The 14,463-nt window shown below is 62.3% G+C and carries 12 protein-coding genes and 1 tRNA gene; 6 read left to right on the top strand and 7 right to left on the bottom strand.

All coding sequences use genetic code 11. The features are described 5' to 3' along the window. Positions 1-2 precede the first annotated feature (2 nt). Positions 3-932: a phosphoribosylaminoimidazolesuccinocarboxamide synthase gene (locus HNP00_RS10790; protein ID WP_184738819.1), complete on the top strand. Its 930-nt coding sequence runs from the start codon at positions 3-5 to the stop codon at positions 930-932. A 90-nt stretch (positions 933-1,022) separates the two neighbouring features. Here HNP00_RS10790 and HNP00_RS10785 read toward each other — a convergent pair whose 3' ends face one another. Then, positions 1,023-2,309, bottom strand: coding sequence for a helix-turn-helix domain-containing protein (locus tag HNP00_RS10785; RefSeq protein WP_184738817.1), 1,287 nt, complete (start codon positions 2,307-2,309; stop codon positions 1,023-1,025). A gap of 138 nt (positions 2,310-2,447) precedes the next feature. On the opposite strand from HNP00_RS10785, the gene HNP00_RS10780 reads away from it, so the two are divergent. Further along, positions 2,448-2,708 (top strand): hypothetical protein, encoded by a 261-nt coding sequence (locus tag HNP00_RS10780; RefSeq protein ID WP_184738815.1) that lies wholly within the window; start codon positions 2,448-2,450, stop codon positions 2,706-2,708. A gap of 295 nt (positions 2,709-3,003) precedes the next feature. Here the strand turns inward: HNP00_RS10780 and HNP00_RS10775 are convergent. The 5 genes from HNP00_RS10775 to HNP00_RS10755 all read right to left on the bottom strand — a co-directional run bounded on the left by HNP00_RS10775 (position 3,004) and on the right by HNP00_RS10755 (position 10,437). Continuing rightward, a tRNA-Pro gene (locus HNP00_RS10775) sits at positions 3,004-3,080 on the bottom strand. 72 nt (positions 3,081-3,152) lie between these two features. Next, positions 3,153-4,970, bottom strand: a complete 1,818-nt coding sequence (locus tag HNP00_RS10770) for an ABC transporter ATP-binding protein (protein ID WP_184738813.1) — start codon at positions 4,968-4,970, stop codon at positions 3,153-3,155. Next, entirely contained in the window at positions 4,967-6,796 is a 1,830-nt protein-coding gene (locus HNP00_RS10765) for an ABC transporter ATP-binding protein (protein WP_184738811.1), read from the bottom strand. Before HNP00_RS10765 ends, HNP00_RS10770 begins: the two co-directional genes overlap by 4 nt. A gap of 376 nt (positions 6,797-7,172) precedes the next feature. Then, positions 7,173-8,135, bottom strand: a complete 963-nt coding sequence (locus HNP00_RS10760; protein WP_184738809.1) for a metallophosphoesterase — start codon at positions 8,133-8,135, stop codon at positions 7,173-7,175. Beyond that, complete coding sequence (locus HNP00_RS10755) at positions 8,128-10,437, bottom strand: transglycosylase domain-containing protein (RefSeq protein ID WP_260404894.1); 2,310 nt, start codon at positions 10,435-10,437, stop codon at positions 8,128-8,130. The genes HNP00_RS10760 and HNP00_RS10755 overlap by 8 nt, the downstream gene beginning before the upstream one ends. On the opposite strand from HNP00_RS10755, the gene HNP00_RS10750 reads away from it, so the two are divergent. The 3 genes from HNP00_RS10750 to HNP00_RS10740 are packed head-to-tail and all read left to right on the top strand — an operon-like array spanning position 10,436 to position 12,059. Beyond that, positions 10,436-10,591 (top strand): DUF4177 domain-containing protein, encoded by a 156-nt coding sequence (locus HNP00_RS10750; RefSeq protein WP_009359196.1) that lies wholly within the window; start codon positions 10,436-10,438, stop codon positions 10,589-10,591. The two genes, HNP00_RS10755 and HNP00_RS10750, sit on opposite strands and share 2 nt — an antisense overlap. Positions 10,592-10,593: 2 nt before the next feature. Next, positions 10,594-11,130, top strand: a complete 537-nt coding sequence (locus HNP00_RS10745; RefSeq protein WP_184738807.1) for a RidA family protein — start codon at positions 10,594-10,596, stop codon at positions 11,128-11,130. 17 nt (positions 11,131-11,147) lie between these two features. Beyond that, complete coding sequence (locus HNP00_RS10740) at positions 11,148-12,059, top strand: NUDIX hydrolase (protein WP_184738805.1); 912 nt, start codon at positions 11,148-11,150, stop codon at positions 12,057-12,059. Between the two features lie 102 nt (positions 12,060-12,161). On the opposite strand, the gene HNP00_RS10735 is transcribed toward HNP00_RS10740, so the two are convergent. Next, positions 12,162-12,839 carry a Crp/Fnr family transcriptional regulator gene (locus tag HNP00_RS10735; protein WP_011775987.1) on the bottom strand — a complete coding sequence of 226 codons (678 nt, stop codon included), beginning with the start codon at positions 12,837-12,839 and terminating at the stop codon, positions 12,162-12,164. 247 nt (positions 12,840-13,086) lie between these two features. Here HNP00_RS10735 and HNP00_RS10730 point away from each other — a divergent pair, with 247 nt between their 5' ends. Next, positions 13,087-14,271 carry a MarP family serine protease gene (locus HNP00_RS10730; protein WP_184738803.1) on the top strand — a complete coding sequence of 395 codons (1,185 nt, stop codon included), beginning with the start codon at positions 13,087-13,089 and terminating at the stop codon, positions 14,269-14,271. Positions 14,272-14,463 lie beyond the last annotated feature (192 nt).

The following is a 14,463-nucleotide window of genomic DNA, read 5'->3' as shown; positions in this document are numbered from 1 at the left end:
CCATGCCTGAAAACAACACAAACGGCCTGCAAACCGAAACCCTCGACCTCCCGGGGTGGGAGCACTTCTACTCGGGCAAGGTGCGCGATCTCTACGTCCCGGCAGAGGACGCTAGCGGCGCCAGCCAGGACCGCGTCCTGGTGGTGGCCAGCGACCGCATCAGCGCCTACGACCACGTCTTGAGCAGCGAGATCCCGGACAAGGGCAGGATCCTGACGCAGCTGAGCCTGTGGTGGTTCGAGCAGCTCGGCGTGGAACACCACATCCTGGCCTCCACTGCCGCCGAGGGAGTGCCCGCAGAGGTCGAAGGCCGCGCGATGATCTGCAAGCGCTTGGAGATGTTCCCCGTGGAATGCATTGCTCGCGGGTATCTCACGGGTTCGGGCCTCGCCGAGTACCGGAATTCAGGCACGGTCTGCGACATCCCGCTGCCGGAGGGCTTGGTTGACGGCTCGCGGCTGGAACACGCCATCTTCACGCCTTCCGCCAAGGCCGAAGTCGGCGAGCACGACGAGAACATCACCTACGACGACGTCGTCGCGATGGTGGGCGACGACATCGCCGCACGCTTGAGCGAACTGACGTTGAAGATCTACACCCGCGCGGAAGAAATCGCCCGCGGGCGCGGCATTATCCTGGCCGACACAAAGGTGGAGTTCGGCCTGGACACCGCAACCGGTGTCATCACCTTGGGCGATGAGGTCCTGACTCCGGATTCCTCGCGGTTCTGGGACGCCACCACTTACGAGCCGGGCAAGGCCCAGCCTTCGTATGACAAGCAGTTTGTGCGTGACTGGCTGACGTCAGCGGAATCGGGCTGGGACCGCTCAAGCGACACCCCGCCGCCGGCACTGCCGGCCGACGTCGTGGAGAAGACGCGTGCCCGCTACGTGGAAGCCTACGAAAAGCTGACCGGACGTACCTTCGTCTAGCCTGCGATGCTCAGCCTGCAGCTACCAGGCAACAAGCATGGGAAGAGCCCCGGACCGTCTGGTCCGGGGCTCTAGCCGTGTATAGGGCTCTTAGCTTGCGCGGGAAGACTGCGCGCTGCCACCTTGGCCTGCTGCCGCCCGACGTTCCGCCAGCCTTATTTCCAGCACGGAGTCGAGTGCCTGTTGGACCCGGTCTGCCGCTCCCGCGGCGGTGAAGTCACGTTGCGCTTCTTCGAGATGGACCAGGGCATCGGCGTTTTCCCCGGCCGCTTTGAGGGCCTTGCCAAGGAGGAAGGCGACTTCGCCTGCGGTGTGGCGGGCAAGGACGTCGCGGTCTGCGTGGATTTCGCGCAACTTGGCGATGGCGGCCGGAATGTCGCCTGTCAGGTAGAGCCAGCGGGCGCGGATAAAGGCAACCTCCAGCTGGTCCGTCTTGTTTCCCCCCACGATCGACAGAGCCAGTTCAGCCCGTTCGATGGCAGAGAGCGTCTCCGGCTCCACGATTCCCGAGGAGAGGCGTACAGCCGCAGATGCCTTGTTGAAGCGGGCCCACAGCTCAATGTCATTGGCGGGGGAGAGCAGCTTGGCGGCACGCTCGTGGTGCTTGATGCCCTCGATGTAGTCATGCCGCATGAAGGCCACGTTTCCCACCACCCAGGCCACCTCGCCTGCGAGCTGCGACATCGAATGGTCGTCCATCTGGCTGTTCATGGCCTGGCAATACGTCCAGGCTTCATCCAACCTGCCGCTCTCGGCCAGTGCTCCGATCAGCGCCCGATGCGCACCGATGATCAACGTTGAGCCTTTGGGCAACTGCTCGGAAAGCCTCACGGCTTCCTTTGCGTGTTCGACGGCGGTGGCCAGTTGGCCCTGGCCGTGGCAGACTGCGGCAAGCATTTGCCGGGCACGGACTCCCAAGCCCGCGGACTCTGTGGCCATGGGGTGTTCCAGGAGATGCTGGATGATCTGCTGGCATTCCTTCAATTGCCCCTGCTTCATGAGGCACTCGGCCTGCATGTACGTCATGTTCCACCACGCGCTGGTGTTCTTTGCTTCAAGCGCGATTTGGGCTGCGGTCAATGCGTGGCTCGCTGCGAGGGGGTAGTCCCTCAGGTCCCAGGCCTGCCTGGCATACAGCCCCGCGAGCACGTATTCGGCGTCACTGAGCGATACCGGCTGGCTCCAGGCCTCCAGTGCTTTTGGTGCCAACTCGAGGCGCCGGGCGAGTTCTTCAATGACCTCGGCAGTGGGTTCCCGCCGGCCAGTTTCAAGAAGTGAAATGTAGCTTGGAGAGTAAAGGTCCCTGCCCAATTCCGCCTGGGTCAGCCCACGTTCGAGCCGTTCGGCACGGAGCTTTTCTCCGAATCCGTTCCCCACAGGTTCCTCCTAGAGGCTTGTCTTTGCGCTGTCTTTACGCGTAAACCTTGACAGTCGCTGTGGAAAACATTTTACAATGAATGTCAACAGGGACCGCGTAATTTCCGTAACGAATCCGACTCGCATTGAGGAAAAATTATGTTGAAGAAGATTGCTGCAGCAGTCGCCTTGGCCGGCGCTCTTGCATGCTCTGCCGCGGCGCCAGCCGTCGTTTCCGCAGCCCCTGTGGCAGACACCGTCAGCACGGTGCTCAGCATTGGCAACTGGCCTGACCCGATGAGGGTCGCCCAGGCTATCGGCAACTGGCCCGATCCCATGCGGGCCTCGCAGGCTATCGGCAACTGGCCCGATCCCATGGTGGTGAGGCCGATGATCGGTAACTGGCCTGACCCTATGTAGGCAAAGACTGGTGGCGGCTCCCGGGGAACCGGGCAGACGAGGAATAATTCAAATGAAGTGATGAATCCCCGGGGTGTATAAATCGACACGCCGGGGATTTTTTTTGCGCCATGATCCGCCTGCTGTCATGGCCCCGTTCCCCCCATTGCTTCGGGTTGTTAACAACACTTGTCTCTAAACCTCGGGCAGGCTCGGGAAAACCGGTCATAGGAATGTTTTTGAGATTTTACTGGCTCCGCCTAAACCTCGTTAAATAAAGATAGAAGGCCTTCCGACTGGAAGGCCTTCTATCAATTGGTCGGGATGACAGGATTTGAACCTGCGACCTCTTCGTCCCGAACGAAGCGCGCTACCAAGCTGCGCTACATCCCGATCCGCTGCGAAAGCAACTGTTCAAGAATAGCCGATGCCCGCCCGGATGCGAAATCGAACGGGGCGCCGGCGTCAGACAAGCGAGTCCTTCCAAGCGCCGTGCAAGCGAGCGAAGCGCCCTCCGCCGCTGATGAGTTCGGCCGGTGTGCCGTCTTCCACGATGCGTCCCTCGTGCACCACCAGTACCCGGTCTGCGGTCTCTACCGTAGAGAGCCGGTGGGCGATGATGATGGCGGTCCGCTCGGAATCCGATCCCGACAGGAGCCGGGACAACCCGGCCTGGACCAGTCGTTCGGAGGGAATGTCCAACGACGAGGTCGCCTCGTCCAGGATGAGTACCGCAGGGGCGGCAATGAACGCTCGGGCGAAGCCGATCAGTTGCCGTTGGCCTGCCGACACCCGTCCGCCGCGCTTGTTGACGTCGGTATCGTAGCCGTCGGGCAACGCGGAGATGAAGTCGTGCGCACCAACAGCCTTCGCAGCGGCTTCGATCTCCGCACGGGAGGCCTCCGGCCGCCCCAGGGCGATATTGTCCGCCACGGAGCCGCTGAAGAGGAATGCCTCCTGGGTGACCATCACGACGGCGCGGCGCAGGTCCGCCGTCGAGAGTTCCCGTAAGTCAACGCCGTCGAGGGTCAAGGAACCCTCGGTGACGTCGTAGAAGCGCGCGATCAGCTTGGCGAAAGTCGATTTCCCGGCGCCGGTCTGTCCCACAAGCGCAACGGTTTGCCCGGCGGGGATGTGTAGGTCCAACTCGGGGACCACCACAGTCCCGTTGCCGTAGCCGAACTCCACGCCGAGGAAGTCGATTTGGCCGCGGGCATGGGGCAAAGGCACGGGGTTCTTGGGAGGTCGGACGGTGGGGATCTCCTGCAGCAGGCCGGACACCTTCTCCAATGCGGCCTGGGCGCTCTGGAAGGAGTTGTAGAACATGGCCATCTGGTCCACGGGCTGGAAGAAACGCTTCGTGGAAAGGATCAATGCCAGGAGGACGCCCACTGCCAGCTCCCCGGAGAGTACCCGGAAGCCGCCGAACAGCAGGACTACCGCCACGCACACATTGCCGATCAGGACCAGGCCTGGTTGGAAGATGCCGTTGAGGTTGATGGAGCGGACGGTGACCTTGCGGTAGTCCTCGGACAGCTCGGCATAGCGCTCGGCGTTCTCCGGTTCCTTGCGGAATGCCTTGATGGCCCGGATGCCGGTCATGGTCTCCACGAAATGCACGATCAGCCGGGCAGAGACCACTCTGGATTCGCGGAAGGCGATCTGGGAATGCTTCTGGTACCAGCGGGCCAGGAAGAACATGGGCACGCCGGTGGCGAGCATGATGAGCCCACTGCGCCAATCGAGGACGAACACGGTGAATGCCGTAAAGAGCATGAACAGCAGCCCGGAAGCCAGGGAACTAACGCCCGAATCGAGCAATTCGCGCAGTGCCTCAAGGTCCGATGTCTGCCGGGCGATAATGCGGCCCGAGGTGTACTTCTCGTGGAACTCCAAGCTGAGCCGCTGCGTGTGCCGGAACACCCGCAGCCGCAAGTCAAGGAGCATGGCCTGGCTCAGGTTCGCCGTGGACGTGACATAGAGGGCCGTCAGTACAGCTGTTGCGATGGCCGCCGTCAGGTACAGGACTCCGGCAAGGAGCAGTGGCATGTTGTTCCCGGCGAGCAGTGAGGGCAGTGCATGGTCAATGCCGAAAGCGATGATCGCCGGCCCCGCCACGCGGGTGGCCTGCGAGAGCACCACCATTCCCAGCGTCAGCCAAAACCGCAGCCGCACCGGGCGGATGAGCGAGCCCAACAAGGCGACCGACCGCCGTCGTACTGCTTTGCTGTCGCTCCGGCTCAGGTGGGCATTGTCTTCATTGGCGGTTCCGAAATTGCTCATCGGCGGCCCTCCCCGGCTTGGTCCATGTGCTGCTCCGCATCCAGCTCGTGTTCCAGTTCGTCCAGCTCGCGGTCGAGGTCCTTCGGACCCGCGTCCAGGCTCGCGATCACATAGCGGTAGTGCGCATTGTGGGCCAAGAGTTCCGTATGGGTCCCGACGGCGGTGATGCTTCCGTTTTCGAGCAGCGCGACGCGATCGGCCAAGGCCACGGTCGAGGGCCGGTGGGCGACGATAAGGGTGGTGGTGTCCCGGAGGACTTCGCGGAGCCTGGCCTCGACGAGTTCCTCGGTGTTCACGTCCAGGGCCGACAGCGGATCATCCAACACCAAGACTTTCGGCTTGGCTGCGATGGCGCGGGCAAGGGCAATGCGCTGCCGCTGGCCGCCGGAAAGGCTCAGTCCTTCTTCTCCGATGAGGGTCTCGACGCCGTCGGGCAGCGAGTACGCGAAGTGCGCCTGCGCGACGTCGAGGGATTCGTCGAGGGCTTCCTCGGAAGCGTCGGGCGCGCCGAGCAGCACGTTGTCCCGGACAGAGCTGGAGAACAGCGTGGTGTCCTCGAAAGCAACCGCTACAACAGTCCGAAGCTGCTCCACGTTGAAGTCGCGCACATCCACGCCGTCGATGCTCACGGAACCTTCAGTGACGTCGTAGAGCCGCGGGACCAGCTGAAGCAAAGCACTCTTTCCGCTGCCGGTGATGCCCACGAGTGCCATGGTTTCGCCGGGCTCGATGTCCAGGGAGATGTCGTGCAGGAGCCGGGCGCCGTCGTCGAAGCCGAAAGCGGCAGCGTTGAAGCTCAAGGCCCCACGCAGTTCAGCTGGTGTCGTCGGGTTCGCGGGGTCCGTGATGGTGTTGGGCGTATCCATGACCTCGAAATGCCGGTCCAACGCCGTCTTGGCAGTCAGTGCCATGGCCAGGAGCATCCCCGAGAATTCCACGGGCGACGCCACCACCGCCGCGGTGGCGAAGAACGCAACGAGCGAGCCGATGCTGAGTTCGTGCGTCGACACCAGCAGGATGCCCGTCACGAGCCCGATTCCGAGTGCCAGTTCCGGCAACAGGGTGACCACCAGGGTGAACGTCGCCTGATGCTTGGCCTTGGCGATCTCGGTCTGCCTCAGCTCCTCGGCCTGCTCATTGAAGTTCTCCAGTGCTTCGCGGCTCCGGCCGAACGCCTTCAGAACGCGGATACCATGGACGGATTCCTCCACGGTGGTGGCGAGATCGCCGGCCTGGTCCTGGCTGAGCCGGGTCACCAGGCTGAAGCGGCGACGGAAACGGAACGAAAAGACCATGATGGGCACTGCGGCGGCCAGGAAGATCAAAGCCAGCTGCCAGCTCATCGAGAACATCACGACGACGCCGATCACCACTGTCAGCGTGGTCACCACCAGCATGATCGCGCCGAACGCCATCCAACGCCGCAGGAAATTCAAATCGGTCATGGCGCGCGACAGCAACTGTCCGGAACCCCAGCGATCGTGGAAGGACACCGTGAGATCCTGCAGATGCCCATAGAGCAACACCCGCATCCTGGTTTCCACCGTGGTCGCCGGATTGATGACGAACTGGCGCCTTAGCGCCACTAGCCCCGCCTCTGCGATGCCAAGGGCAAGAACCACGACGGCGGCGATCCAGACGGCGCTGCTGGGGCCGCCAGGGTGCAGGGAACCGTTGATCAAAACCCGCAGTACCTGTGGGATGGCAAGAGCTACGATGCTGGCCATCAACGCGCTGAGCAGCCCCATGAAAAGCCGGGGGAGGATCGGTTTGACGTGCGGATAGAGACGTTTGACGGAGGTGAAGAATGAAGTCTGTTTGGCCATGCCCACTTCTCAACAGCTTTGTCCCAGTGTTCCGCGCCAACCCGGCGCGACGCTCGGATGTAGTTTCCTGTAGCAACTACCCTATGCCATCGCGTGACGGGATTCACAGCAGCATTGCGGTGCGTGATGGGAGGTATTGAGAACCTAGTTTACTGAGGACTTGGTTTCCCTGCGGGACCTGTTTTCCCGAGGGACATGTCCAGCTTTGGTAGCCAAGGATGGACATAGTGCTGTCATGCCCATCCTTGGCTCGGTGCGAAGGACATGCTCAGTGGTCAAGGATGGACATGTCCAACCTTGGTCTGGCTGAATGTGCATGCTCAGGGGCGGGGGCGAACTGTGTGCCGCGCTGCTGCTCGCGGGCTCGGCAGAAGGGCTACTGGCGGGCCGTGAGTGTCAGCAACACCGCTTCTGGCTTGCAGGCGATCCGTACGGGGGCGAAGCGGGAGGTGCCGATGCCCCCTGAGACGTTGACCGGCGTCGTGCGTCCGTTGTTTTCCCAGTCATGCAAGCCCTTGGCCCGCCACGTGGGGAGGTCGCAATTGGCAACGAGGGCGCCATAGCCGGGGATGCAGATCTGGCCGCCGTGGGTGTGCCCGGCGAGGATGAGGTCTGCGGAATCGTCCGTGAAATGGTCCAGGACGCGTTGGTAGGGCGCATGAATGACGGCTAGGCGCAGGTGCGGGCGGGAGTCCTGGCCTACCGTGCCGCGAGGCCAGCCGGCATAGCGTTCCCTCTTCAGATGGGGATCATCGACGCCGGAGAAATCGAAGCGGATCCCGTTGATGGGCAGGGATTGATGCCTGTTGGTGAGATCGATCCAGCCGGACATCCCGAAACCCGAACGCAGGCGCGGCCAATCAAGCTCGACGGGATCGTTCTTAACGCGCGAGGGGCCGAGGAAATAGCTGGCCGGATTCTTGAACCGAGGAGCGTAGTAGTCGTTAGAACCAGGGACGAAGACGCCTGGGAACTTCAACAGCGGCTGCAGTGCATCCAATAGCGGTACGACGGCGTGAGGGTGGCTGAGGTTGTCGCCAGTGTTAACCACGAGGTCTGGTTCGAGCGCCGCGAGCGAACGTAGCCATTCGGCTTTCTTCCGTTGGCTCGGGACGAAGTGGATGTCGCTCACATGCAGGACCCGCAGGGGAGCCGAGCCTTCGGGGAGGATGGGAAGGGTTTCCTCACGGAGCACGAACTGGTTCTTTTCCCACAGGCCATAGGCAAGACCCGCCACTCCAGCGGTTGCGCCTGCACCTGCAGCGACGGCGAAGCCGCGCCCGATGCTTCGAACGCGGCTTGCCAGCGATTCAACGGCGGGCTTAGAGCCGTTAGCCATTCTTTTTCCCATTGTCATTTCCGTTGCCGTTGCCGCTCGGCTGGGTGCTTGGCGACGTGTTGCTCGGCGTCGGGGCTCGGAACGAGGGTGCATCCAGAAGGTTGGACGGCGGTGCCGGGAACGGGTTGGTTCCATAGGCGGGCGCAACCTGGGACATGTAGTTCGAGAACTGCGGACCGGCGATCATGTACCCGTCGACGTTCGGATAGAACTTGCCGTTGACGGTGATGTTGCGCCCGAAGCGGTTCTGGCCGCCCAAGGGATCGCCGAACCAGCTGGCCGTTGCGAGTCCCGAAGTGTAGCCAACAACCCAGGTGGAGCCATTGTTGTCATTGGTTCCGGTCTTGGCCGCGATGGGGAAACTCGTCTTGGTGGAGATCCGGGGCTGGATCAGCGAACCAGAACCCTGGTTAAGAACCTCTTGCATGGCGTACGCAACACCATGGGCAACCTCCGGAGTAACTGCGTCACGGCAGTTCGGAGACTGTGCAGGCAGCTTGGCGCCCGCCTGGTCCGTCACGGACGTAATGGCGATGGGCTCGCAGTACTTGCCGTTGTTGGAGAACGTTGCCATCGCACTCGCCATGGTGAGCGGGGCGGTCTGGGTGGAACCAATCAGGTTGGCCAGCGTGGTCATGGGAACCTTGGGATTGGGATCCGTGATTGTCCCGGCCTTGTCACGGATGGGGTTTCCGCCGTGGATGCCCACCGCATCCACTATTTTTTGGATGCCGCACAGGTCCACCTTGGATGCCGAGGCGAAGGTAGCTGTGTTGATGGAGTTCATGAGGCCATACAAGACCGACATAGAGCGGTAGTGAACATCGTCCGAGTTCTGGAGGTCGAAAGTTCCGTTGGTGCTGTCATACCAGCCATCGGTGGGCGTGGGACAGGTGTTGATCCACGGGAAATTCTGCGGGTAGCGCCGGACCGCCGCGTTGATGGTGGTATTCATTGACTTGCCCTCATTGAGCCATTCAGCAAAGGTGAACGGCTTCATGGTGGAGCCGGGCTGGAAACCGCCCAAACCGTTGAGGTCGTTGCCCTTGGAGTCAACCACATCCACATTGAAGTTCTGTGTCTGATCGAACTTCCCGGCGGCGGGCAGCCACACGGTGTTCTGGGCCATGGAAACGATCTTTCCGTTGCCCGGCTGGACCGAGACGATGGTGGCGCCCCACTTATCCGGGTTGGCGCCGGTAGTGGCGTCCACCTGGGCTTGCGCCGCGTTCTGGGCCTTGGGATCGAGAGTGGTCTGGATGGTGAGGCCGCCGCGCGAGACGCGATTGATGCGTTCGTCCTGGGTGGCGCCGTAGGCCGGGTTGTTGTAGAGAAGATGCAACACGTAGTCACAGAAATACGGTGCCGTAGCAGCGTACGCACAGCCTTGGCGAGGCTGCGTCACTTTGGTGGTCACCGGCGCCGCGATGGCGGCGTCGTAATCCGCCTTCTTGATTTTGCCCTGGTCCAACATGAGGCCGAGTACCAGGTCGCGACGCTGCTTCGCGTGGTCCGGGTTCGCAACGGGATCATAGTAGGACGGGCTGTTGACGACGCCAGCCAGCAAGGCGGCCTGCGGCAAGGTGAGATCCTTGGCACTAGTGCTGAAGAAGAGCCTCGATGCGGCCTCGATGCCGTAAGCGTCTTTGTTGAAGAAGACGATGTTGAGGTAACCCTCAAGGATCTGCTGCTTGGAGAACTTCTTCTCCAAGGCGATGGCCAGCTTCATTTCCCGGAGTTTGTCGCCCACGCCCTTGTTGACGCCATTGAGCTTGACGTCGGCCGCCTTGTCCTGGGACACGAGAGACTCGTTGATGACGTTGTTCACGTACTGCTGGGTGATGGTGGAAGCACCCTGCTTCTGGCCGCGCGCCGTGCTGACGATGGCGCGCATGATGCCAGTGGCGTCAACGCCACCGTGCTCGTAGAAGCGGCTATCCTCGACCGCGACGATCGCGTCCTTAATGTATGGGCTCATCTGGTCAAGGGGGACCCGTGTGCGGTTCTCCGAATAGATGGAGGCGATCTGGCTGCCGTCCGCTGCCAAGATGGTGGTCGCCTGGCTGGGCGGGTTCACCTGGAGCTCCGCCGGCAGCGTGTCAAAGAATTGAATGGACCCACTGGCTGCACTGCCCGAAACAGCGGCGGCGGGGACGAGCAAGCCCGCCACCAGAACACCACAAATAGCGCTCACACCAAGGAATCCGAGGATCTTTCCAAGAGTGGTGGCAGTGTCGAATAGAGGGTTCCTACGAGTCACCATGTTCTCCACTTTACCGGCAAGGGCTAGTCTTTCTTTCATGACCAAATGGGAGTACGCGACAATTCCGCTCATCATTCACGCCACAAAGCAGATTCTGGACCAGTGGGGAGAGGACGGCTGGGAGCTCGTCCAGGTTGTTCCCGGACCCGATGGAAACGGACTCGTTGCATACTTGAAGAGGGAGAAGCAGTAACAATGACAACCCCCGCAGAAGCCACCGTTGGCGCGGATTCCACAGCTCCGGCATCCGCCGTTGAGCAGCGCCTTGCCGAACTCGGATTGACCCTACCGGCAGTTGCCGCTCCGGTTGCGGCGTACGTCCCGGCCGTCGTCTCCGGCAACCATGTGTACACCTCCGGACAGCTGCCCTTTATTAACGGCAAACTTGAAGCTACGGGCAAAGTCTCCAGCGGCGAAGAAGGCCTTTCGGATGAGCCGACAGTATCTCCGGAGGACGCTCACAAGTACGCAGCCGTCTGCGCAGTCAATGCCTTGGCTGCCGTCAAGAGTGTCATCGGAGACCTCGACCGCATCACGCGCATCGTGAAGGTGGTCGGCTTCGTGGCCTCCGATACCTCCTTCACCGGCCAGCCCGGTGTAATTAATGGTGCGTCCGAGCTCCTCGGGCGTGTCTTCGGCGACAAAGGGCAGCACGCGCGTTCCGCCGTCGGCGTTGCGGTCCTTCCACTCGACTCTCCTGTCGAGGTCGAGTTGATCGCTGAATTCAGCTAAGGAACCGGTTCACTCAATTGCCACAACTAGCCCGACGCCTGTTTGCGTTGCCCCCCGAACTCGAAGGGGCGGCACGGAACTGGCTTCAGCTCGGCGAACCGACCCCCCGCGCCGCGCGTTACGCATCATCCGTTGTTCTGCTCCGCGATTCACCCACCGGCCTGGAGACATGGATGGGTTACCGTCCCGGCTCTTCGCCGCTGGGAGTCGTCGCGTTTCCCGGCGGTTCGCTGGAACCCAGCGACGACGACGCACTCGGCTGGCTCGGCCCCTCGCCTCAGCATTGGGCTGAGGCGCTGGGGACCGCCGACGTCGGACTCGCCCGCCGCCACGTGGTGGGCGCCATCCGCGAACTGTTCGAGGAAACCGGGGTGCTGCTGGCCGGCACCGACCTGTCGTCCACAGTGGAGGCGACGTCCACGCCTGAGTGGATGAAAGCCCGCGAAGCGGTAGCTGCCCAGGACAAGTCGTTCACGGATGTGCTGGCCAAGCGTGGCTTGTCGCTGCGGACGGACCTGCTCAAGCCGCTCGTTAACTGGCTCAGCCCGGACTTTGCGCACCGGCGCTTCAACACCCGCTACTTCGCGGCCACCCTTCCTGTTAACCAGCAGCCCTCGCTGCTTGCGAGCAAGGGTGTCTGGGGGCGTTGGGTATGCGTTTCCAAACTCATGGCCGAGCGCGAGACCACGGCTCTTGGTGACGAGATCGGTGAGGAAAACACAGTTGGCTTGCCATTGGGCCAATTGCTGGTGCCGGGCTCGGAGATCATCCTCGAAAAGATGGCCGCTGCCCAAGGTTGCATTGCGTACCTCAGCTACAAACGCAAGCCGCACGTGTACCAGCCGCGCCTTGTCGAAGAGGACGGCACACTCATGCTCGAAGTCGAAGCTGCCCGGACGGTTTCAGGGGAGCCGCAGCGGGAGCGCTGACGACGCGCACCCTGGCGACCCGCAAATCTGCTGGCGACACGAAAAATGCCTGGCGATACAGGGAATTCCGGTGTCGCCAGGCATTTTCTGTGTCGCTGAAAATTAGCGGGAGCGCTGGCGGAGGCGCTGCATGTCCAGGATGACTACTGCGCGGGCTTCCAGGCGGAGCCAGCCGCGCTGGACGAACTCGGCGAGGGCCTTGTTGACCGTTTCACGGGAAGCGCCGACCAGCTGGGCCAGCTCTTCCTGCGTGAGTTCGTGGGCCACCAGGACGCCGTCGGTCGCTGGCCGGCCGAAGCGGTCCGCGAGGTCCAGCAGGGCCTTGGCGACGCGGCCCGGAACGTCCGAGAACACGAGGTCGGACAGGGAATCGTTCGTGCGACGCAGGCGGCGGGCAAGTGCCTGCAGCAACTGTGCGGATACCTCGGGACGCGTGCGGAGCAGGGCGTTGAGGCTTTCGTTCTTCAGGCCCGCCAGGCGTGTCTCGGACACTGCAGTGGCTGTCGCGGTCCGCGGGCTGGGGTCGAACAGGGCCATTTCGCCGAAGAGCTCCCCCGGGCCAAGGATGGCCAACAGGGATTCGCGGCCATCCGGAGAGGTACGGCCGAGCTTCACCTTGCCGGACACGATGAAGTAAAGCTGGTCACCCTGATCGCCCTCGCGGAAAACAGACGCTCCGCGTGAAAGGTCCACCTCTGTGAGTTCGTCCGTCAGCAGACGGAAAGCGTCGTCGTCAAGGGTGGCGAAGAGGGGTGCGCGGCGCAATACCTCGATGTCCATGAAATCTCCTGAGTAAAAGTTCGGCTGTGGCGCTTCAGCCATTGTTTCAGAATTTTGTCGCGTCTGTGACGTACTTGGCAGCCGAAACGCCCTAAATCACGCGGAAGAGGCCCAAAATCGCGCCCCAACTGGCCGGGAATGCTCCGCTGAGAGGCGGCTTCGCGATGCGGTTGGCGGCCTGCTCGTGACGGGAAGCTGTCAGGCTGTGCATCTACAATTGGGGCTTACCCGGCTGTGAGGAGCTTTGGTGTTCGGCTTGACCATATTGGACCTGGCGTTGATTCTGACGCTTCTTTCCTACCTGATCTACGGACTGCGCAACGGCTTCTTTGTGACCCTCGGTGGAATCGCAGGCTTCGCGGCGGGAGCCGTGGCAGCCTTCATTGCGGTCCCGCTCGTCGGTGACTGGGTGAAGGACAGTGGCTGGAGGCTGACGGCCATCATCGGCTCAGCTGTAGTGCTGATTGTCTTGGGACACGGCTTGGGCACTTGGATCGGCCAGAAGGTCCGCAGGGCCGTCCGGATCCAACCCTTGAACGTCCTGGACCGCCTGCTGGGTGGTTTCGTCAGCCTTGTGGTCGCGGCGCTGGTCATGTCCATGTTGGCGTTCAGCATCGGCTCCTTGGGTGTGCCGTTCGTTTCGCAACAACTCGCCGATTCCAGGGTGATCCGCTTCATCGACACCATGACCCCCACACCCGTCAAAGCCGGCGTCGCGCAGCTGCGTTCCACCGTCATGGGTAACGGCATTCCTCACCTCATCGAGGGCATCGGACCTGTTACCCCGTTGCCCATCCCGAACACCAGCACGGACACTCCCGCACTCAACAATGCGGCACATTCCGTTCTGAAAATTGCCGGCACGGCCTACCAGTGCGGCCAGAACCAGACCGGCTCCGGATTCGTCGTCTCTCCTGGCCGTGTGGTGACCAACGCGCACGTCGTGGCCGGAGTGCCCCAGCCTGTGGTGGAAATCCCCGACGGCGGCGCGTTGCCAGGCCGTGTGGTCTACTTTGACAGCCAACGCGACCTCGCCGTGCTCGCGGTCGACGGTCTCCCGACGGCGCCCTTGCAGTTGAGCGCCGATCTTCCGGCGGGCTCGCCTGCAGCCTTCGCCGGATATCCTCACGGCGGTCCCTTCCAGTCCAAACCGGCCGCCGTGGAGGGCATCTCGACCCTGCTGGTCCCGGATATCTACGGCAACAACCCGTCCCCGGAACAGGTCTACAAGATTGCCGGCGACGTGCAGCCGGGCAACTCGGGCGGTCCGCTTCTCACGACGGAGGGCCAGGTTGCCGGAGTGGTCTTCGCCAAGACCACTTCAGACGTGGCCGTGGGCTACGCCCTCACCATGGACGAGCTCTCGCCCGTGGCGCAGCAGGCACCATCCTTGAGCTCGGCCGTGTCGCCGGGCCAATGCACCAAAAAATAGCCCCGCCCACCAAGGGACATGCTCAGCGCTGACACTGAGCAGTGGACATAGTGCGTTTATGTCCAGCGTTGGCCTTGAAGAATGGGCATCTCCCCGAGGGGTGGGTGCTTATGTCCAGCGTTGGCCTTGAAAAATGGGCATGTCCAAATAGACAGGTCCTGGGTAATACCCTGCCCACCAAGGGACATGCTC

The sequence above is a fragment of the Arthrobacter sp. AZCC_0090 genome (assembly GCF_014207375.1).
In the GTDB taxonomy this organism is placed as follows: Bacteria; Actinomycetota; Actinomycetes; order Actinomycetales; family Micrococcaceae; genus Arthrobacter.
The sequence above is the reverse complement of the archived record's forward strand: the minus strand, read 5'-3'. Positions and strand labels throughout refer to the sequence as shown.